This window comes from Enterococcus alishanensis (genome assembly GCF_019218635.1).
Taxonomy (GTDB): domain Bacteria; phylum Bacillota; class Bacilli; order Lactobacillales; family Enterococcaceae; genus Enterococcus_A; species Enterococcus_A alishanensis.
In genome coordinates this window covers 201890-223801 of record NZ_JAHUZB010000006.1, presented here as the reverse complement: position 1 = coordinate 223801, position 21912 = coordinate 201890, and the positions used below count along the sequence as shown (strand labels likewise).

The 21912-nt window shown below is 36.6% G+C and carries 20 protein-coding genes and 1 other annotated feature; of the genes, 15 read left to right on the top strand and 5 right to left on the bottom strand.

From position 1 onward, the window contains the following. Positions 1–246: 246 nt before the first annotated feature. Positions 247–771: a peptide-methionine (S)-S-oxide reductase MsrA gene (gene msrA / locus KUA55_RS14735; RefSeq protein ID WP_218327148.1), complete on the top strand. Its 525-nt coding sequence runs from the start codon at positions 247–249 to the stop codon at positions 769–771. Here the strand turns inward: msrA and KUA55_RS14730 are convergent. From KUA55_RS14730 to KUA55_RS14715, 4 genes are all read right to left on the bottom strand, one after another. Further along, on the bottom strand, positions 753–1439 hold the full coding sequence (locus KUA55_RS14730) for a prepilin peptidase (protein ID WP_218327147.1): 687 nt from the start codon (positions 1437–1439) through the stop codon (positions 753–755). The two genes, msrA and KUA55_RS14730, sit on opposite strands and share 19 nt — an antisense overlap. Positions 1440–1482: 43 nt before the next feature. Continuing rightward, on the bottom strand, positions 1483–2205 hold the full coding sequence (locus KUA55_RS14725) for a hypothetical protein (protein ID WP_218327146.1): 723 nt from the start codon (positions 2203–2205) through the stop codon (positions 1483–1485). A gap of 73 nt (positions 2206–2278) precedes the next feature. Further along, positions 2279–3649, bottom strand: a complete 1371-nt coding sequence (gene argH, locus KUA55_RS14720; RefSeq protein ID WP_218327145.1) for an argininosuccinate lyase — start codon at positions 3647–3649, stop codon at positions 2279–2281. A 254-nt stretch (positions 3650–3903) separates the two neighbouring features. After that, positions 3904–5112 carry an argininosuccinate synthase gene (locus KUA55_RS14715; RefSeq protein WP_218327144.1) on the bottom strand — a complete coding sequence of 403 codons (1209 nt, stop codon included), beginning with the start codon at positions 5110–5112 and terminating at the stop codon, positions 3904–3906. Between the two features lie 335 nt (positions 5113–5447). Here KUA55_RS14715 and rplM point away from each other — a divergent pair, with 335 nt between their 5' ends. The 14 genes from rplM (at position 5448) to KUA55_RS14645 (ending at position 20413) form a co-directional block, all read left to right on the top strand. Continuing rightward, positions 5448–5894 (top strand): 50S ribosomal protein L13, encoded by a 447-nt coding sequence (gene rplM / locus KUA55_RS14710; protein ID WP_343214734.1) that lies wholly within the window; start codon positions 5448–5450, stop codon positions 5892–5894. 13 nt (positions 5895–5907) lie between these two features. After that, positions 5908–6300: a 30S ribosomal protein S9 gene (gene rpsI / locus KUA55_RS14705; protein WP_218327142.1), complete on the top strand. Its 393-nt coding sequence runs from the start codon at positions 5908–5910 to the stop codon at positions 6298–6300. A gap of 241 nt (positions 6301–6541) precedes the next feature. Next, a complete protein-coding gene (locus KUA55_RS14700) occupies positions 6542–7342 on the top strand; it encodes a glucose 1-dehydrogenase (protein ID WP_218327141.1) in 801 nt (266 codons plus the stop codon). 33 nt (positions 7343–7375) lie between these two features. After that, a complete protein-coding gene (locus KUA55_RS14695) occupies positions 7376–8716 on the top strand; it encodes a peptide MFS transporter (protein WP_343214731.1) in 1341 nt (446 codons plus the stop codon). A 174-nt stretch (positions 8717–8890) separates the two neighbouring features. Continuing rightward, positions 8891–9157 (top strand): hypothetical protein, encoded by a 267-nt coding sequence (locus KUA55_RS14690; RefSeq protein WP_218327140.1) that lies wholly within the window; start codon positions 8891–8893, stop codon positions 9155–9157. 65 nt (positions 9158–9222) lie between these two features. Further along, complete coding sequence (locus KUA55_RS14685) at positions 9223–10899, top strand: metallophosphoesterase family protein (protein ID WP_218327139.1); 1677 nt, start codon at positions 9223–9225, stop codon at positions 10897–10899. 184 nt (positions 10900–11083) lie between these two features. Further along, positions 11084–12571, top strand: a complete 1488-nt coding sequence (locus KUA55_RS14680) for a phytoene desaturase family protein (protein ID WP_218327138.1) — start codon at positions 11084–11086, stop codon at positions 12569–12571. Beyond that, complete coding sequence (locus KUA55_RS14675) at positions 12561–13439, top strand: phytoene/squalene synthase family protein (protein WP_218327137.1); 879 nt, start codon at positions 12561–12563, stop codon at positions 13437–13439. Before KUA55_RS14680 ends, KUA55_RS14675 begins: the two co-directional genes overlap by 11 nt. Positions 13440–13548: 109 nt before the next feature. Beyond that, positions 13549–14196, top strand: a complete 648-nt coding sequence (locus KUA55_RS14670) for a response regulator transcription factor (protein ID WP_218327136.1) — start codon at positions 13549–13551, stop codon at positions 14194–14196. After that, positions 14177–15535 (top strand): ATP-binding protein, encoded by a 1359-nt coding sequence (locus KUA55_RS14665; RefSeq protein ID WP_246601545.1) that lies wholly within the window; start codon positions 14177–14179, stop codon positions 15533–15535. Before KUA55_RS14670 ends, KUA55_RS14665 begins: the two co-directional genes overlap by 20 nt. A 77-nt stretch (positions 15536–15612) precedes the next feature. After that, complete coding sequence (locus KUA55_RS14660; RefSeq protein ID WP_218327135.1) at positions 15613–15756, top strand: hypothetical protein; 144 nt, start codon at positions 15613–15615, stop codon at positions 15754–15756. After that, positions 15753–16574: a metallophosphoesterase gene (locus tag KUA55_RS14655; protein WP_218327134.1), complete on the top strand. Its 822-nt coding sequence runs from the start codon at positions 15753–15755 to the stop codon at positions 16572–16574. The genes KUA55_RS14660 and KUA55_RS14655 overlap by 4 nt, the downstream gene beginning before the upstream one ends. Before the next feature lie 260 nt (positions 16575–16834). Further along, positions 16835–19483: an HAD-IC family P-type ATPase gene (locus tag KUA55_RS14650; RefSeq protein WP_218327133.1), complete on the top strand. Its 2649-nt coding sequence runs from the start codon at positions 16835–16837 to the stop codon at positions 19481–19483. Positions 19484–19612: 129 nt separating this feature from the next. After that, a complete protein-coding gene (locus tag KUA55_RS14645) occupies positions 19613–20413 on the top strand; it encodes a TraX family protein (RefSeq protein ID WP_218327132.1) in 801 nt (266 codons plus the stop codon). Between the two features lie 37 nt (positions 20414–20450). Here KUA55_RS14645 and KUA55_RS14640 read toward each other — a convergent pair whose 3' ends face one another. Further along, complete coding sequence (locus KUA55_RS14640) at positions 20451–21581, bottom strand: 5-methyltetrahydropteroyltriglutamate--homocysteine S-methyltransferase (RefSeq protein ID WP_218327131.1); 1131 nt, start codon at positions 21579–21581, stop codon at positions 20451–20453. A 54-nt stretch (positions 21582–21635) separates the two neighbouring features. Next, positions 21636–21856, bottom strand: a binding site (T-box leader). Positions 21857–21912 lie beyond the last annotated feature (56 nt).

Sequence of the window (21912 nt, the reverse complement as noted above, 5' to 3'; positions counted from 1 at the left end):
GTTATTCAGTTGTGAATGGCACTTATTTAATTGCTGATTCATAAAAAATAACCTCCAACTGTTTGATGTATATGAGTATACGATAAGAAATATTAGAAGTCAATAATAAAATATCAAAATTCTGACAATTTAGTTTACGATGAACCATCTTATATAGTAAGAAAAAATTAAAAAATTATTTTTCAAGCAAATTATTACCGTATCTGTTGGAATCTGATTATAGTGTAGAAAAAGGGGGAGAATAATATGGCAGAAGAAAAAGCAATATTTGCCGGTGGCTGTTTCTGGTGTATGGTAAAACCATTTGATAGTCAACCTGGTATTAAGAAAGTTGTCTCAGGGTACACCGGTGGACATACTGTAAACCCGACTTATCAAGAAGTTTCCAGTGGTCTAACTGGTCATACGGAAGCAGTTGAGATTACTTATGATCCCGATGTGATTGGTTATGATCAATTAGTCGAAACCTATTGGCAACAAACCGACCCAACGGATGCCTTTGGTCAATTTGCTGACCGAGGAGATTCTTATCGTCCAGTTATCTTTTATCAAAATGAAGACCAACGAGAAATCGCCGAAGCTTCAAAAGAAAAACTGCAAAATAGTGGGCGTTTTAAAGAGCCGATCGTTACTAAAATTGAACCTGCTCAAACCTTCTATCCAGCAGAAGACTATCATCAAGATTATTACCGTACCAACTCAGCCCACTATAATGCCTATTCTGAAGGATCTGGCCGTGCCGGCTTTATTCGTCAAAACTGGAAAAAATAGCGTCTGACAAAAATAAATAATAATCCAATAAATAAAAAAGGCAGAAAAGGTAACACTTTCTGTCTTTTTTTATGATAGACAGCATAAATAATTCCAGTCAAAGAAGCAATAAAAAGTAAGAGCAATAATTCAAAGCCACTTAAAAATAAGCTCCAAAATCCTACCACCCACAAATCCCCTAACCCGATACTTTTTGGCAAGACAATTTGTAAAAAGAGAAAACAAACTACAATGACCAATGGATGGGCCCAGTAAATTTGAATATTTAAAGGAATAGCAGCTAATAAAATAACCCCGCTAGTCAAAATAAACCAGCGCATTTCCACAATCAAATAACGATAATCAATGACTGCTAAAACGAGTACAGATAGAATAAAAAATAAATACCAGCAATTTTCAAACGTATACTCTGTTAGAAAAAACCAACAAGCCCCGCCACAAAAAAGTTCGAACAAGAAGGTTTCCAAAGGAATTTTACTGCCACAATGACGACAGCGGAATTTTTGACGTAAAATTGAGACAATCGGAATCATTTCGAGTGGTTTCAAAGGAGTCTGACAGTCAAAACAATAAGAAGCAGGGCGAGCAACGGAAATTTTTTGTGGTAACCGTTGACTAACTAAACATAGAAAAGACCCAATGATTGTCCCAAAAATAAAACGCAGCATGACGATTTGCCCCCTTTAGATAAAGGTACGCGAAATACTGAGATTACTGAAAATTTACTTTTGTTTTTCGGCGGTTATTTTTAGCATGGTCTGCTTTTATCATATGGCATAGCGCATCAATCGTTTTAATTTCACCATGACTTCGATAAAGAAAATTCCGCAATTCCTTAAGATCTTCATCAATATATGCATCATCTAAAAATTCTTTGACAAATTTTGTGCGTTTATTTTTTCTAGTGGTGGTGATATAGTCAGCTTCTTCTTTCATTGAAAAGAAGACCGATTTGAGTTTTGCTTCAATTTGGCAAGCCAATTCAATCGATATCTGTGGTGCTTGCTGATCAAGCTGACCCATCCATTCTTGCAAGACAATGCCGCCTAGCTTAAATTCTGTTGGATGAATGATTCGATATAAAAACCATTTATTTTCAACATTACAAAGATAATCTACTTTTATCGGTAAATTAAAGTCAAATGCTTCCACGGCCTGATTATATTCAGAGATATTTTTAGTTAAAATTTCTAAATAAATTTTTGGAATTGCTTGCTGATGATTTTGTGTGACATAGACTTCACGTGGTTTAACAAAATATTGTATTTTATAAATGAATTCTTGTTTGTGTAATAAGCGAGAAAGATCATAAATACTTTTTACTCGGATGGCTTGATTAAGAATATCCGTTTGCAGATGAATTTCGATCGTAGTGATACCTATGCGATCTAGATGATTTTGTGTTTTAGTGATTTTTTTTGACCAGTTGTCCATAGTTCGTCTCAGTCCCTTCTCAAAAAATATACGCAAAAAAATCCCAACGGTAAAAAACCGCTGGGAAATAAAATTATAATTCTTTTTTTGCTAAGTCAATTTGAGCTTTGACCTGATCAAAACCTGTTCCGCCAAAAGAATGACGACGGATGACCGCTGTTTTAGACGCTAAAGTATCATAAATATCAACTTCGATTAACGGCGTAATCGCTTGGTATTCTTCCAACGGCACATCTTGTAGATAAATGCCTTTTTGCGTGCAATCTAAGACTAATTTGCCGACAATTTCATGGGCTTGACGGAATGGAATCCCACGAGTAGCTAAATAATCAGCTAATTCAGTCGCATTTGAGAAATCTTTTTCTGTTGATTCGGCCATGTGAATAGTATTGACAGACATAGTTGCAATCATTCCAGTCATGATTTCTAAACTGGTTGCCACAGTATGGACGGTATCAAACATGCCTTCTTTATCTTCTTGCAAATCTTTGTTATAAGCTAGCGGCAAACCTTTCATGACAGTCAATAAACCAATCAAATCACCAAAGACCCGGCCGCTTTTTCCTCGAATTAATTCAGCCATATCAGGATTTTTTTTCTGAGGCATAATCGAGCTTCCAGTAGAAAAAGTATCGGTTAATTCTACAAATTTAAACTCATTACTACACCATAAAATGATTTCCTCACAAAACCGCGAAAGATGCATCATTAAAATCGAGCTGTTACTTAAAAATTCCAAGATAAAATCTCGGTCGCTTACACCATCTAAACTATTGTTATATGGTGCCGCGAAACCCAATTCCTCTGTTGTCATAAAGCGATCAATCGGAAAAGTTGTTCCGGCTAAAGCTGCTGAACCTAAAGGAGACAGATCAATCCGCTTCAAGCTTTCTTCTAGACGAGCTTGGTCGCGACTAAGCATTCCGTAATAAGCCATCAAATGATGACCAAAAGAAATCGGCTGGGCATGTTGCAGGTGGGTATAACCAGGCATGATGGTTTCCACATGTTCCTCGGCTTTTTCCACTAAAACTCTTCGGAAATCAGTCATTTTTTCGATGATGTCTTGTACGTGTTCCTTCAAATATAAATGCATATCAGTTGCTACTTGGTCATTACGTGAACGGGCAGTATGAAGATTCCCCGCGACAAGGCCAATTTCGTCAGTTAACATTTTTTCTAAGTTTAAATGAATGTCTTCGTTTTCGATGGTAAAAGTGACTTCGTTATTCGCTACTTTTTCAGCTAAGATATTTAACCCTTTGGTAATTTCAGATGCTTCTTCAGTGGTAATGATACCAGTTGCGCCTAGCATTTTTACGTGGGCTAGACTGCCGATAATATCTTGTTTGGCTAATTTTTGATCAAAAGGAATCGATGCGCCAAATGCATCAATCCAAGCTTCGTTTTTGCCGTCGAAACGACCGCCCCAAAGTTTTGCCATAATTCACCTCGTCATTTTTTTAGCAAAAAAGACCGTCTCAGCGGCCTTTTTCTTGATTTTATCATAAATTCTCTTCATTTTTTAGGGAGGAGGCATCATAAAGATACCTCAGGATGAAAAAAACATTGCTGGTTTCCTTATTTCCTTACAGGGAAAAGAAACTCGCCTAGAGCAATGGCGATGTGTACCGGATAGCATTATTTACCGGCAAGTAAAAGCTACCTCACATCAAGTACACCCGCATTTTTCAAATTTTAAACAGTTGGTTGTTTGCTTTCAGCTTGCACTTCAGCATTCACTTTTGTTGGCAGACCCCATAATTTAATGAAACCAATCGCTGCTTCTTGATCGAATGTGTCAGCAGAAGTATAAGTTGCCAAGTTTTCATTGTATAAGCTGTTTGGAGATTTCCGTCCTTCAACAATCACGTTGCCTTTAAACAATTTCACTCTCAAAGTACCATTTACAACTTCTTGTGATTTTTTCAAGAAAGCAATCAATGAATCCATAATCGGGTTGAACCACAAACCATCATAAATCATTTGTGATAATTGTTGCTCAATCACTGGTTTGAAGTGAGCCATTTCCCGTACAAAAGTTAAATCTTCTAATTCTTTATGAGCCTTCAATAAAACTTCCGCTCCAGGACATTCGTAAACTTCCCGTGATTTGATGCCGACTAACCGGTTTTCGATATGATCAATCCGACCAATGCCGTGTTTACCAGCTTCTGCATTTAATTCCATGATTAAATCAGACAACAACATTTTTTGACCATTTAATTCAGTTGGCACACCTTTTTCAAAAGTAATCTCTACTATAGAAGGAACATCTGGTGTGTCTTCTAATTCAGCAGTGATATCGTAAGCACCTTTTGGCGGCGTTGCCCAAGGATCTTCTAGCACACCACATTCACAAGCCCGCCCCCATAAGTTTTGGTCGATTGAATAAGGATTGTCTAAGTCAGCAGGAATTGGCACACCTTTTTCAGCGGCATAATTAATTTCTTCTTCCCGAGACCATTTCCATTCCCGAACAGGTGCGATAATTTTTAAATTAGGATCTAACGCTTGGATTGATACTTCAAACCGTACTTGGTCATTTCCTTTACCCGTACAACCATGAGCAATTGTTGTTGCGCCAGTCTCATGAGCTAATTCTACTAATTTTTTAGAAATTAGCGGCCGTGATAAAGCTGAAACCAATGGGTAAGAGTTTTCGTAATAAGTATTGCCTTGTAAAGCAATCAAAACAAAATCTTGTGAGAATTCTTCTCTAGCGTCAATCGCATAAGAGGCAGACGCGCCAACTTGTAAAGCCTTTTGTTTAATAAATTCAGTATCCCGACCTTCACCGATGTCTAGGCAACAAGCCACCACATCATAACCTTCGTCGACTAACCATTTAATTGATACGGAGGTGTCTAATCCACCTGAGTAAGCTAAAATTACTTTTTCTTTCATCCTGCATTTCTCCCTTGTTAATAAATTTCATGCAATTTTCATCTTTGCGATGTAGTCATATTAGCACCATAAAATACAAAACGCAAGCACTTTTTAAATATTTATGCAAAAAAGTTTTGTTTTTGTGTTTGTTTATTCATTTTCGTCGAACAAGAAATTTTTTATACAATAGAAGAGATGGGAAATGAATGAGAATATTTATTTTTATTTAGCTGAGAAAAAGATTGACATGGCGCACTTTCGCAAGTATTATGGTAAATGGTATTGTTTGCCCCATGAGAGCCCCGGAAACTCAAGTGTTTGTCAAACATTCGAAACTGAAATTGGAGGAAGAAATCGTGCGTACAACATATATGGCTAAGCCAGGCGAAGTAGAACGTAAATGGTACGTAGTAGACGCAACAGATGTTCCTATGGGACGTCTATCAACAGTAGTTGCATCAATGCTACGTGGAAAAAATAAACCAACATTCACACCACACATTGACACAGGTGACTTTATAATTGTCATCAATGCAGACAAAGTAAAATTAACAGGTAATAAAGCAAATGATAAAGTTTATTACCGTCACTCAATGTATCCAGGCGGATTAAAATCTGTTACAGCTGGAGAATTGCGTGCTAAAAATTCTCGTCGTTTGATCGAAACTTCTGTAAAAGGCATGTTACCTAAAAACACTTTAGGCCGTGCTCAAGGCATGAAGCTTCATGTATACGGTGGCGCAGAACACCCACATGCAGCGCAACAACCAGAAGTATTAGACATTACAAACTTAATTTAAGGAGGGAATTTCATTGGCACAAGTACAATATAGCGGCACAGGCCGTCGTAAAAATGCAGTTGCTCGCGTACGTTTAGTACCAGGAACTGGCAAAATTACTGTAAACAAAAAAGACGTTGAAGAATACATCCCACATGCTGACCTACGTTTAGTAATCAACCAACCATTTGGCATTACTGAAACAACTGGTTCATACGATGTTTTCGTAAACGTAAACGGTGGAGGCTACGGAGGCCAAGCCGGAGCAATCCGTCACGGTATCTCTCGTGCTTTATTAGAAGTAGATCCTGATTTCCGTACACCTTTAAAACGCGCTGGCTTACTTACACGTGACTCACGTATGGTTGAACGTAAAAAACCAGGTCTTAAAAAAGCCCGTAAAGCAAGTCAGTTTTCAAAACGTTAATATATTTTATATATCGACAATTTCAGGCGTTTCGCAATTCAGTTTGCGAAGCGTCTTTTTTTGCTTAAATTAATTTTGATTATTCTTGCATATAAATAATGTTTATATATATATATTGACTGGATAAATTTACCGAATATATATTTTTTAAAAATAAATGATTATTATTGATATATGATAATAAAGATGTATAATAAGTTGTATTGTGAAATAACTTACAAATAAGAAAAGGAGAGTTTGTATGAAGAATTTAGAAAATAAGATTGCAGTTATTACAGGAGGGGCATCGGGAATAGGTTATGGAAGTGCACGAATGATGGCTGAAGATGGCGCAACAGTGATTCTTTTAGACATTAATGAGAACGTTTTCTCCAGTGCTGAAAAAATCATGAAGGATGGATACAAAGCTGAAGGTATGATTGTTGATGTTAGAAATAAGAGTAACGTTGAGGAGACTATCGAAAGAATAATTAAGAAATATAAGAAAATAGATATATTGCACAATAATGCCGGAGTAAACAAAAGAGCCAAGTTTGAAGATCAAACAGAAGATGTTACAGATTTTATATTCGGTGTGAATATCTATGGTGTTTGGAACATGACACAAGCCGTTTATAAATATATGAAAGAACAAAAATATGGACGTATTATAAATACTTCATCAGTAACAGGTCCAATCGTTTGCGATGAAGGAATGTGTGCGTATTCTCTAACAAAATCAGGAATTTTAGGTTTTACAAGAGCGTTAGCTGTGGAAGCTGCTAAATATCAAATAACTGTTAATGCAATCATGCCTGGATACGTAAGAACACCAATGGCTGAAAGATCTGCAAAGATTAGCAGACCAGATGATCCAGAAAGTGCTTTGAAAGATATGGCCGAACCAGTGCCATTAAAGAGACTTGCGACGATTGATGACATCGGGAATCTAGCAGCATTTCTTGCATCAGATAAATCATCATATATAACAGGAGAGGGTATTGTAATTGATGGTGGTAGTACTATACCTGAAACTTTTGGCATTTTAAATGCAGGATCATAATTAATCTAAAATTTAAATTCTAAGAGTTAGAAGGTGGAAATTATAAAAAAACCGTTTGGATTCTATGTATGTTCTTTGGGTTTCTCTTTTGAAAGAATATCATTTTATACAGTTAAATATATGTTAGCGATATGGATTGCTGTAAAAGTCAGTGCTGGAGGGTTAGGATTGACTACGGCAGAAGGCGCTGCTGTTTCCGGCGCTTTCGTAGCGATGACTTATATAACTCCGATGCTAGGTGGTTGGTTAGCCGATTATTGGATAAGCCCTCGATTGTGTGTAGCTATAGGAATGATTTTAATGGGTGTCGGATATTTATTTACATGGCAAGCTGACTCTTTGTCGATGGTTTGGTTAATGATTGCGTTTGTTTCTGTAGGCACAGGACTATTTAAAGGAAATTTATCTGGAGTTAATGCTTTATTGTTTAATGATGAAAAAGAGCTGAACGAAGCTTTTTCAATTCAATATTCATTTGTAAACATAGGTATGTTTATTGGAACAACATTTTTAGTATTATTAATTCCAGTAATCGGATATAATCTAGTATTTTTAGTCTGTGCCATCATTCTTTTTATTGATGCGCTATGGTTTATTTTAAATATGAAATCCTTAGGTGATGCAGGTAAATACCCATTTAAAATAGATCAAAGAAAATATGATTCTGCAGGAAAAAATAATAGTGACCAAGTCTCTTTGTCTTCTGGGGATAAGAAAAGAATATTAGCAATTGTTTTAGTGACATTACTATCGATCGTTTTTTGGGCAGTTTGGTATATGGCTTTTATGCCTGTATATTATTATTTTGGTTATGGAGATGGGCCAGGATTTCTGGAGCGAGCAAATTGGATTATTTTTGGTTTCCAAGTTCCAACATCTTATGTTGACTCCATAAATGCATTAGGATGTATAATCATGGGTCCCATAATAGGACGTTTTTGGACTAGGATGGCAAATCGTCCAAAAGGTGATATAAGTATGTTCAAAAAAACTGCATTAGGTTTAATTTTTGCAGGCTTAATTTACGTAGTCATGGTTGTAGCCGATTTAATTGGAAATGGGAATGCTTCTTTTGGTTGGTTTGTGATAATTGGATTGTTATTCTCAATCAGTGAAATGGTTTTTTCTCCTTTAGGGAACGCCTTTATAACTAAATTAGCCCCAGCAAAACTGATGGGATTTTTATTAGGTTTTTGGCCAGTAGCAGTTTTCTTCTCTACGATGATATATCCTAAAATATATTCATTAATAGAGACGAATAATCCAATTTTATTCCAAAGAAACTACGGAATAGTAGGAGCTGTAGTGATTTTATTTGGAATTATTTTATGGTTTGGCAGTAAAAAACTAGATAGATTAGAATCTGGTGACTAGGAATTAGGAAGGGTTTAGATTGCATTTTACGAAACTGCTGATCGATCAAAAATTAAACAGTTTTTATATGATCACTGTATTATGAGTATCAACTACTGACACTTAGCTTATAAGCTAGGTGTTTTTTGATTTATTGATGTAGTAAAATAGTATTAATCGAAGAACCTATTTTGATTGGAAGAAAACACCTACATAAACGTAATTAATTTGAATTCAGTATTCTCATACTTAAATGAAATCGGATTTATTGATATCGAAGATGAGGAAGGCGAGCTTTTTGAAATTGGCATTTTACTATTAGAAATTTGGGAAGAGTTATTTGATGAATATGATGCTAAAAATATCCCAGAAATAAGCAACTGGTTCAAAGCACAAATGAAACATTCTGAGAGACACTGTTTTAAATCAAATGTTGAAGAAATTGTTCAATGCTATTTTTAAACTAATTGGAAAATTTTTTTCCAGATGATCGTTATTATTGAATGACTAGTAAAGGAGATCACCTAATGAACTCAAAAAAAACAAACGATGCTTTAATAAAAAGGAATATATCTCCTTTCCTCCCATCTGAAATAATCCAACTTCTTCCACCCGAACTCACCACCCGTTTCGCCCTCTATCCAGAGAACGCTCGTCATCCCGTCAACAAGACATTATTTAAAAATGATTATTTTCAACTGACTTGTAATGTGCGGGAAAACAGTTTGGCTATTTCTTCAAGGGGGGATTTGGTGTATTCGGCGATTCCTTATGATACAGCGAGAAATTATATTCAGCGAGGAGCGATTCAGTATTTGCTTCATCCGGAGGAAGTGCGGAAATATGTTGTGTCTCACAAGAAAAATTTGGAGAAATATTTATCGTTGAGTATTTTTCAAGTGACGGGAAAAAGAGTTGAGGCTGATTCGCCTGAAGTGATTGAGGCGTATCAGGCTATTTTGGATAATCCTTTGTTGGAGATTCAGATTCTGGGGCGTTTGTTGCAGCATGATGAGACGGGCCCGCTGTCGGCGAACTTGGCGGGGAAGTTTTTATTTAGTGAGAATGTGAAGACGGGGATTGCTGGTTATTTGGCGGAGTATTTGAATTTTGTGGTTCAGTTGACCCAGTCGTTGCCATTGATGACTGATGGGAAAAGTGTCCAGTTGTTGGCTACCGAAGCACAAAGTGAAGGGAAGCAGCAGCAATTATTGACTTTTGATTCGGACATTTCTTCTGCATTGGCTTTATTGCCGCAGGAACTGCAACGGTCAATTGTTGGTGAATATCAAGTACCAAAGGTCAACACCAAACCATTGTTACGTTCAGAATATGGTGCTGAATTGGCTAAAGTGCGGGAAAATTATATTGCCCACAGTGTTCATCCAGATGAATTAACCACTCATTTTGAAAATGTTCATGAGACTGAAAATACCAATCTGATAAATGTTGTTTCTGATATTCACGCAACAGATGGCAAATTGCCTTTTAGCAATCAGCATTTCAATATTTTAGTTGGTGATAGTTCTGATTCACAAGTGACAGATAAAACGATCCGCGGGATTTATTTGATTGGTCATCATGATATTGTCGATGTTTTAAATGAAGATCCAACGGCTGAAAAGTGGCAACCATTTAAGAATTATATGTGGTTCAAACAGCTTTTAATTGATCCTGATGAAGCGTGGTATTTATTGCCGACGGGAGATCATGCGTTTTATCAGGTAGTAAAAACTGAGCTTGAAAATAGATTTCCGCAAATGACGGTGTTACATAATAGCAGTGTGATTCATGAGGGAACGCGCTATATTGGTTTAACGATTCCAGTTTCGTTGGTTGATCGCAAGAAGGAGCAGCAGAAATTTATTCTGGAAACATTGCAGAAATTATTGGCAGAAGATCATCAAATTCCGACAGTGATTGTTTCTCATGCACCATTGTTTAATGAGTTGAGTATGCTTTCAGCTACTAGTGAAGCCTACAATCAAGATTATACTTGTTCAGATCCGGCGATTGAGCAATTATTTGCCGATTATCGGATAATTGGTGCAATTCATGGACATCATCATATTCCTGCTTCTTCGGGGCGTTATAAAATTGTCAAATTTGCTGACAAGGATTTATTTGTAGTGTGTTCAATTTATTCGAAGATGAATACTGGCTTTGAGTTGAAAAATCTATTGGCTTCAAAATTATTTAAATAAAAAATACAATCAGAAATTCTATGCCATAAAAAAAAGTGATAAAGTGCCTAACCACAATCTTTCGGTTTGTGATTAGGTATTTTTTCTTTTTTCAAAAAGTTCTTTTAGAGCAGTAAAACAAACAATATTGATGAAAACTGCTATAATTTTAATCAAATGATAAATTTTTAAGGAGTTCGAAAAAATGAAAAAAATAATCGTGGTTGGTGCAGGAGTAGCGGGGCTTAGTGCAGCGGTTCGTTTGCAAAAATTAGGCTATCAAGTGGAATTGTTTGAAAAAGATAGTCAACCTGGCGGAAAAATGAATCAAATTAAAAAAGATGGTTTTACTTTTGACGTAGGTCCGACGATTGTTATGATGCCGGACATTTATCAAGAGGTCTTTACTTTTGCTGGCGTTAATCCAGATGATTATATTCCGATGGAAAAAGTGGAGCCGATGTTGAAACTGTATTTTTCCCAAGAAGAACCGTTGACTTTATCCAATGATTTGGTGGAATTGACGAAGACGTTAGAAAGCATTTCAGAAGAAGATGCGCAAGGTTATTTTGCTTTTTTAGCTGATATTTATAAACGTTATATTATCGCAAAAGATGCATTTATTAATAAATCGTTTCGTAGTGTCTGGGATTTTTATAATCCAAAATCTTTATGGTCGGGTTTGAAATTACGGACTTTTAACGATGCATATAGTTCAATTTCTAAGTTTGTAAAAGATGAACGGCTGCGAAAGTCATTGGCTTTTCAAACGTTATATATTGGCGTTTCGCCGTATCAAGGTCCGTCACTTTATACCATTATTCCCATGATTGAATTATTTTATGGCGTTTATTTTATTAAAGGTGGCATGTTCACTTTAGCGACCTCATTGGCAAAATTATTGACGGAATTAGGCGGCACGATTCATTACAATACTCCGATAGAAGAAATTGTAATCGAAGATAAAAAAACTACTGGGGTAAAAGTAAATGGTGAAAAAATTTCAGCGGATGCGGTAGTTTGTGGAGCTGATTTTCCTTATGCGATGGAGAAATTGATTCCTGACGAGAAAAAACGCGGTAAATATACTGATAAAAAAATTCAGCAAATGGAATATTCTTGTTCTTGTTTCTTGTTGTATTTAGGTTTGGATAAAGAATATGCCGGTAAAAATCTCCATAGTATTTATTTTGCTGATGACTTTAAACAAAATGTCGATGATTTATTTGAGCTAGGTCATTTGCCAGAAGATCCTTCATTTTATTTATACCGACCTTCTAAAATGGATAAGAGTTTAGCACCTGAAAATCAAGAAGGTTTGTATGTCTTGGTTCCGGTACCAGAATTGTCGAAATATGATGATTGGTCAGATGAAGCCGTGGCGAAATATCGTGACAAAGTTATTGCGAAAATCAAAAATAAAACCGATTTTACTGATATTGATCAACATATTATTTCAGAATCGTATTACACGCCTGATGATTTTAAGGAAAATTTCAATGCGTATAATGGCGCCACTTTTGGCTTGAAACCAACTCTGAAGCAAAGTAATTATTATCGTCCCCATAATAAATTCGCTTACGCGGAGAACTTATATTTCTGTGGCAGTAGTACCCATCCTGGTGCTGGCGTGCCGATTGTGATGCAAAGTGCCAAATTAGCAGTAGAGGAGTTGTTAAAGGATGAAGAATAATTCAACCGATTTTAGCGCCCACAAACAAGATTTTACCTATTGCGAGACAGTTATCAAAAAACATTCGAAAACTTTTTACACAGCTTTTTCCCAATTACCCAAAGAAAAAGCTCAAAGTGTTTATGCGGTTTACGCATTTTGTCGACGGGCCGATGATTTGATTGATTTGGCGCAAGATGAAGTCCAATTGCAAGTATTAGCTGATCAATTAGTTGATTTTGAAAATGGGATAGTAGCTGATGATCCCATTTGGAGGGCTTTAGCAGTTGTTTTTGCGACTTTTCCGATGGATATTCAACCCTTTTATGACATGATTGCTGGTCAAAGAAGAGACATTGATTTTAAGCAACCGAAAGATTTAGCTGAGCTAACAGAATATTGTTATTATGTTGCCGGTAGCGTAGGTTTGATGCTGTTGCCAATTCTTTCTAGTCATGCAGCTGAGATTCAAGAACCAGCGAAAAAATTAGGTGAAGCTATGCAGATTACCAATATTTTACGAGATATTGGTGAGGATTATCAGATGGGCCGAATTTATTTACCGCAAGATCAGTTAGCGGCTTTTGGCGTAACGGAAAAGATGTTTAACAATAGCAAACCAACGCAAGCTTTAGTAACTGTCTGGGAAGAATTGGCTAATTATGCCGAAACTCTATATGATGATTCTTTAGTGATGATGCCGTTAATCGATGCTGATTGTCGACCAGCTTTATTGGCCGCAGCAATGATTTATCGCGAACAATTGTCAGTGATTCGCGAAAAAGATTATGCCATGTTAAAGCAACGACAAGCTGTTAGTAAATTTCGGAAATTACAGCTTCTAGGTGAAGTCAAAGAGACTTTGCAGCAAATGGACCAAGTGATTTAAGTCAAAACCTTCTCAAGAGCGAGAAGGTTTTTATTTTTTTGTAAAGGGACTATCTACTGGAATAAAAATCCGATAAAATAAGCGGATAATTAATGATACGAGGGAAAAAATGAAAATATTATTATGTGAAGATCAAGATCAGATGCGTCAGCTCATTAGTCGTATTTTACTACATCAAGGTTATCAAGTGGTGGAAGCACGGGATGGTGAAGAGGCATTGGATTATTTTTATCAAACAAAATTTGATTTGGTCATCATGGATTGGATGATGCCAAAAATCAGCGGTTTAACGGCAGCAAAACAGATGAAACAAGAAACAACCATCAAAATTTTGATGCTGACGGCTAAAAATTTACCCAATGATGAAGTTGAAGCCCTAGTATCGGGTGTAGACGACTATTTAGCCAAACCTTTTCATGCAGAAGTTTTATTAGCGCGGGTTGCAAAATTACTAGGTATTTTAGGTCAAACTCCTAACCAGAAATTGGTTGTGGTTCCTGATAAGCAGCAAGTTTTATTTAAAGATCAAGAAATAAAGTTGAGTAAGAAAGAATATGAATTGCTTTACTATTTTTATCAAAATCAAGCGCTAGTCTTATCACGAGAACAAATTTTATTAGCGGTCTGGGGCATGGATAATGAAAATGACGTAAGAACGGTTGATAGTTTTGTGCGGATTTTGCGGTACAAGTTCGGTAAAGAACTGATTCAAACAGTTTACGGCAGGGGGTATCGTTTTGAGATTCCCGAAAAATAGTTTGACGGCGGCATTGATGAAGCGTATTTTAGTAGTCTTTGTTTTGATGTTGGCAGTTTTTGGTTTGTTCTATCGCTATCTTTTCCCTACTTATTATTATTGGAAGATGGAACAGCCAGTAAAAACAGCCGAAAAAAAGATTCAAAACAATCAAGAGGCTCAGCTGGATTCCGCTGTCGTAATTGTCAAAATACCGGAATATCAATCTTTTTCAGAGACCGATTTGAATGATGCGATCAGCTTTAAATTACAGCGACAAGGTATTTCTTTAAATAAATTTTGGGTGGATCAAGCTTCTTTAGCGAAGTTGACCCAACAAGAAGCGGTGCAACGATTGTATAATCAAAGCCGCCAAGGAACCGATTTTTATACTCGTTATTTCCACAAAGGGCAAACCTTGTATTTGGTGGGGACGAGTATTCCTAATTTCCGTCAGGCATTGAGTATTATGTTACCGTTGGTTTTATTAGCTGTCGTATTATTTTTATTGATTTTAAGTGGTTTATTGTACTTGATTGTTCGCAAACAAATCATTCAACCAGTTAATCGATTAGTTCAGCGGACGAGTCAAATCTCGCAACTAGATTTTGCGGAAACCCCAGTGGAAGAAACCAATGAGTTAAAATTGTTAAGTCAGTCAATTAATCAAATGAATCAATCACTGCAACAACATGAAACCAGCCTACTAAAACGCAATCAGCAATTAAAAAATTTTGCCGGTAATTTAGCTCATGAAATTAAAACTCCCATGTCGGTAATGCAGCTACTGGTGGATAGTGAAAAAATGGGTATCACTAGTCCAACTTTTTTAGCTGATTTAGATCAGCAGATTCACCAAATGAATCAACTGGTTGGCCAAATACTTAACTTTAGTCAACAGGAGAAAGAAGCCTTAACGATGACTGAAGTAGCGATTCAGCCAGTAATCCTGCAAGAAATCCAACAAGCCCAGAAAATTGATCCGAAATTTCAATTTACGGTAAAGATTGCAGATTGTCAGTTAACAACGAATCTAGAATTGTTGCGAATTATTTTATTGAATTTGATTACGAATGGTATGAAATATAGTTTAGATAAAAGATTGGAAATTAGTGGCAAAGAAAAAAACGGGGCTTACTATGTAACCTTCAAGAATAATGCCAATAATCTTGAAGCTGAGCTGTTGGCGCATTTAGCAGATCCTTTTGTGGTAGGAGAAACTTCTCGTAATCAGCATCTAGCTGGAACAGGTTTAGGTTTGTCGATTGTCCAAGAAGCTTTGGTCGCTTTAGGTGGACAGTTGGAATTAAGGCAAGCAGACAATCAATTTATTGCAGTAATAAAACTACCTTTGAAGTAATGTTTTTGACATTGCTTCTTTTTTTGCACAAGTTTTGCACATTTCTTCTTTATTCTTTTTAAAGAGGAGATGACAACATGACCAACAAACAAAAAAGACAATTAATTATTAAAATACTAGCGATCGCTTTAACTGTGACTATCGGATTATCAATTGTGATCCTTTATCAAAAATTAGCTGAAAACATTGGGACGATCGTGCCAGTCGGGAGAAATAAATGAAGACAAGAAAAATAATCAAAAAAATCCTACTGTTACTTTTTTTAATCGTCGTATTCATTCCGATTTACGCTTTTAAAATTGAACCTCGGTTATCAGTGGTTCATCATATTCCTTTGTCTTACGGGGAAGCGAAGACTGAATTAAAAGTTCTGCAGTTATCAGATATTCAAGTTTCAGAAAGTTATCAAGTCAATCGTTTAACCAAAATTGTCGATAAAGTAAATCAAAAAAAGCCAGATATCATTGTTTTTACCGGTGATTTATTTGATAATTACAGTCAATATGCCAATGAAACAGAAATTATTCAACAGCTGAAAAATATGCAAGCAACAATTGGTAAGTATGCTGTCTGGGGCAATCATGATTATGGCGGAGGGGCTGCCAATATTTATCGTTATGTGATGAATAGTGCCGATTTTACTGTCTTGCAAAATGATGGCGAAACGATTGATGTGAATGGGAAGCAAGTTTTTATTGGCGGATTGGATGATTCGTTGTTAGGAAATCCATCAGTCGATGCTACATTAAGTTATCGTTCGCAAGTCGATTATTCGATTTTATTGACTCACGAACCAGACGTGGCGGATGATTTTATTGGAACGGATACCCAGTTAGTTTTAGCTGGACACAGTCATGGTGGACAAGTTTGGTTACCTTTTTATCAAGTTACCAATGTGTTAGCCAAAAAGTATACTCGTGGTTTGTATACTTTAGCTGACGGCACCAAACTGTATGTTAACACTGGAATTGGTACGACCTCAGTGCATGCCCGTTTTGGTGTGATACCAGAAATTTCGGTGTTTGAGATTACTTTTTAGAGAGAGCATTTTGTTAAAATGTTTTCTCTGAATTTGACATTTGGCCAGAACTGCTGTTATGATTTAGTCATCAAAAAAATTTGGAGGTGGTAAAATCATGAGTAGTGACTCCCCCGACGGTGAGCAGAAAATCTTAGTAGCTTTAACTTATTTTTTACGTGAATAAACAGGCTTTGGCGCGTTAATCGGCACTTTTATCAAGTGTGGTTTAAGGGGCTTATTTTGTTTGTTTGAATTTAAAAAATAGGATGGAGAGACACATGAATAAAAAAGATTTTCAATTAACTGTAGAAGAAACTTTAGAAAAATATCAGATTAATGAGTTAACAGAAGGTTTGTCAGAACAACAAGTCAAAGAACAATTGGCCAAATATGGTCCCAACAAAATTGAAAGTAAAAAAACACCAAAATGGCGTTTGTTTTTACGACAGTTTAACAATATGATTATTTATATTTTGATGATTTCAGCGTTGTTAACGTTAATCATGGGGCACCGTTCTGATGCGATGATTATTGCTATTGTAGTCATCGTCAATGCTTTGATTGGTTATTTCCAAGAAGCCAACGCCTCTGACGCATTAGAACGAATTAAGGAAATGATGTCAGCAGAGGCAACGGTTTATCGTGAAGGCATTCGAACCGATGTGCCAGCAGAAGACATTGTTGTAGGCGATGTTGTCTTCTTAGAAGCTGGGGACAATGTGCCGGCAGATTTGAGAATTGTTGAGGCTGATAATCTACGCATTCAGGAATCAGCGTTGACAGGTGAACCCGATTCCGTTGAAAAAGAAATCGAAGCGTTGGAAAATAGTGAAACTCCCTTAGCTGAGCAAAATAATTTGGCGTTTGCTTCGACTTCAGTCACTTCTGGTAGTGGTGAGGGTGTTGTAGTTGCTGTCGGCGCTCAAACGGAGATCGGGAAAATTTCCACTGAAGTCAATAATGCTGATGATCGTAAAACGCCATTGATGCAAGAAATTGATGATTTAGGAAAAGGGATTACCTATGTGATTATGGGTGTTGCGATTGTATTGTTTATTGTGAGTTTGTTTTTGAAAACTTATTCACTTTCCGTTTTATCATTAGCGGTAGTGACAATGATTGTTGGTTCAATTCCAGAAGGATTACCAGCAACAACCTCAGTGGTTTTAGCAATGGGTGTTAGTGACATGGCAAAAAATAAACACACAATTGTTAAAACTTTACCGGCAGTTGAAACATTAGGTTCAGTTGACGTAGTAGCTACTGATAAGACTGGTACGCTGACAAAAAATGAAATGACTGTTAAAGATATTATTTTCCGCGATTGTCATTATCAAGTATCTGGTGATGGTTATCAGCCAACCGGTGAAATTTTGCAAGAAGGTCAAAAAGCGACAATCAGCCAACAACTAAAACTTTTTCTTGAGGCTGGTTATGAAGCCAATGATACAGTTTTGGTAGAAGAAGACGGACGCTGGCAAATCAATGGTGAACCAACTGATGGCTCATTTTTAACTTTATATTATAAAGCATTAGGCTGTGACGCACCTGAATATCAAGAGATTGACATGCTGCCATTTGATTCCGATTATCGTTACATGGCAAAATTAGTCGAAAATCCTGCAGGTGAAAAAATCTTATTTATCAAAGGCTCGCCAGATAAATTATTTGTGATGGCGGAAGAATCAGAAAGTGATTTTGATAAGAATTATTGGCAAAAACATGTCACTGATTTATCGGCAGAAGGCAAACGGGTAGTGGCGGTTGGCTACCAAAAAATGCCAGCCAGTGTGACGGAAATTACCCATGAATTATTAGAAGCAGGGATTTGTCTAATCGGTGTCGCTGGAATTATCGATCCGCCACGAGAAGAAGTTATTCCAGCTTTGAAAGAAATGAACGATGCTGGTGTTGCAGTCAAAATGATTACCGGTGACCATCCTTTAACTGCTAAGGCAATCGGTGAAAAATTAGGATTGGCGCCTAAAATTAAAGTCATTACTGGCGGCGAATTAGATGAATTAACCGGTGAAGATTTTAAACAAGCGGTTTTAAATAATCAAGTTTTTGCCCGCACCACGCCAAAAAATAAAATGGATATCGTTGAAGCCCTCCAAGATAGCGGCAAGGTAACTGCCATGACTGGTGACGGAGTCAACGATGCGCCAGCTTTAAAACGGGCGGACATCGGTGTAGCAATGGGGATGAAAGGGACTGACGTAGCCAAAGATTCCGCCGATATGATTTTGACTGATGATAATTTTGGGACAATGTCGGTGGCGATTCGTGAAGGACGACGGATTTATGACAATATTAAGAAAAGTATTTTATTTTTATTGCCTACTTCCTTTGCTGAAGGGTTGATTATTGCTTTTACAATTTTGATGCAAAAAGAGATGCCTTTACAACCCACTCAATTATTATGGATTAACATGGTATCGGCAATCACTATTCAGTTTGCCTTTATTTTCGAACCGGCAGAAGCTGGCTTAATGAAACGTAAACCACGAAAAACCGGTAGTAGTTTGTTGAATCGTCATGATATTTGGCAGATGGCTTATGTCTCAGTGATTATGGCTTTAATCAGTATAGTCGCTCATGATTGGCTATTGGATCAAGGAGTCAGTCAAGTCGTGGCTAGCACGATGATGGTAAATATTGTTGTCTTGAGTAAAATTTTCTATCTATTTAATATTCGTACCAGTCAACCAGTGATATCGAAGTCCTTTTTTAGTAATCCGAAAGCATTTTTGATTATTGGGATTATGCTGATCTTGCAGCTGTTGTTAACCTACGTGCCATTTATGCAGCAGGCTTTCCATACAGCAAGTATGTCATGGACTGCTTGGGGGATTGCGATTGCTTCTGGTGTGATTATTTTAGTTATCACTGAAATTGATAAAATGATTCGTTTAAAAAGAAAATAACAGATAGGACTATCCGAATTTTTGGATAGTCTTTTTTGCGAACAAAAATGTAAGACGGTTGTTAGCTGTCTCGATGGTCGTAAAAAAGAATTTCATTTAAGATAGAAAAAAAGATAAAAGGGGATTTATATGAAGACAAAAGTAAATGGGTTTCAAATTAAAGTCATCGGTGTTATTACGATGGTCTTCGATCATTTGGGACAGTTTTTCTCATTTTTAGGCATTCCATTGTGGTTTCATTGGATTGGTCGAATCGCAGCACCGCTTTTCTTATTTGAAAGCTCAGAAGGATTTATCCATACTAGTAATCGAAAAAAATATATGTTTCGTTTGTTAATCGGCTTCTGGATTATGAGTGTTGGTGATTGGATTTTAAATACATATTTTGCAATAGGTAATGCGATTGTGATTAATAATATTTTTGGCACCTTGTTAGTCGGTACAATTTATATGCAAAGTATTGAATTTTTGAAATCAGGTGTTAAAAATAAAGCCAGTAAAGATATTTTAAGTGGCATTGGTTTATTTTTATTACCAATTTTAACTAGTGTGTTACCGTTATTAGGAGCTTTTACTGGTGGAAGTTCAGCGATCGTCAACTGGATTGCACTACTTTCAGGATTTCTTTTACCAAGCTTATTATTAGCTGAAGGCGGCTTTTTATTTGTTTTATTAGCAGTATTGTTTTATTTATTCCACGGTAAGAAAATCTGGCAAGTCTTGAGTTTAGTTGTGATTGCGGCGATTTCATATTTTGCTGGCGGGGGCAATCCTTTTACGGATAATTATCAATGGATGATGCTACTTTCTGCAATTCCGATTATTTTATATGACGGAACAAAAGGTAAAAGTATGCGGAATTTCTTTTACATTTTCTATCCTGCCCACATTTTCATTTTTGCTTTGATCAGTTACTTTATTCAAAGATAAAAAACAGCTTGAGGTGTTGTCCTCAAGCTGTTTTTGCTTACCAAATATCTTTGGCAATTTCTTGTAATAGTTGAATTTTAGCCCATTGTTCTTCATTTGTTAAATGGTTGCCTTCTTCAGTCGAAGCAAAGCCGCATTGGGGGCTGATACTTAAATTTTCCAATGGAATAAATTCAGTTGCTTCATTAATTCGGGCTTCAATCGCTTGTCGGTCTTCTAGTTCAGGGAATTTTGAAGTCACCAAGCCTAAAACCACTTTACTGTCGGGATTGTGCCAATGGCGTAAAGGTGAAAAATCACCAGAGCGATCGCTATCGTATTCTAAAAAGAAGCCATCATAATTTGTAGCAAATAAAGCTTCCGCAATTGGTTCGTAACCACCAGAAAACAGCCAAGAGGAAGCGTGATTGCCGCGACAAATATGAGTGGTGATTGTTAAATCTTCCGGTTTATTCGCCAATGCTTGATTAATAATATCACGACAAATATCAGCAATTTCATCGGGATTGATGCCTTTTTCCGTTAACTCATTCCGCTTATTAGCATCAGCTAAAAAGGCCCAGTTAGTATCATCAAATTGTAAATAACGACAACCTAAAGCATAAAAAGCTTGGATAGCTGATTGGTAAGTTGTGGCTAAATCAGTGTAAAAATCGGTTAAATTCGGATAGATTTCATGGATTTTACCGGAACCATCATTGGCTAATAATTCTTGGCGTAAAATCATTGTCGGACTAGGGATGGTCGCTTTTGCCAAATGTTCACCATCTGTTTCTACTGCTTTTTTTAAGAAAACAAAATCTGCTAAAAATGGATGCTCTTGGTTAAAGGAAATCGGTCCAGTGACCCGAATATTGTAAGAAGGGGCTGCTTTGCCTTTAAAAGTTTGATTGTAGCCAGTTTCTGGCACGTAACCAGTCACACCATTTAAATTTTCTAGAAAATCAATGTGCCAAAAACCACGACGAAATTCACCATCAGTAATCCCTTTTATGCCAGCGGCTTTTTGTTGCGCGACTAATTCTAAAATGGCAGCATCTTCAATTTCTCGTAGCTCTTCTTTTGATAAGGCGCCAGCTTTTACTTGTCGACGGGCCGCGTGAATTGCTTGGGGACGTAAAAAACTACCTACATGGTCAACGGTGAATGGAATAGTTTGTTTTGTCATATAAATTCCTCTTTTCTGTTTTTAAAATAAAAAAAGTCCTCTTACTATTTCTAGTAAAAGGACGAAAATATCGTGTTACCACCTTTGTTCGGGAAAAATCCCCTCTGCCTGATCAATCAATCAGCGGTCTGTTAGCGCAGACCAGACGTTTTTGACTACTTATCGCCAAAAAAACTTCAGAGGCCATTTTCAATCTTTTTTTTGCTGACTCTTTGCACCAACCAGAGCTTCTCTTAAGCAAGTCAAAAATTTACTTTCCTCGTCATCAGTTATAAATTTTAATGTTTTTATCATTCTACTCTTAAATAAAAAATTGTCAATTCCGATTTTT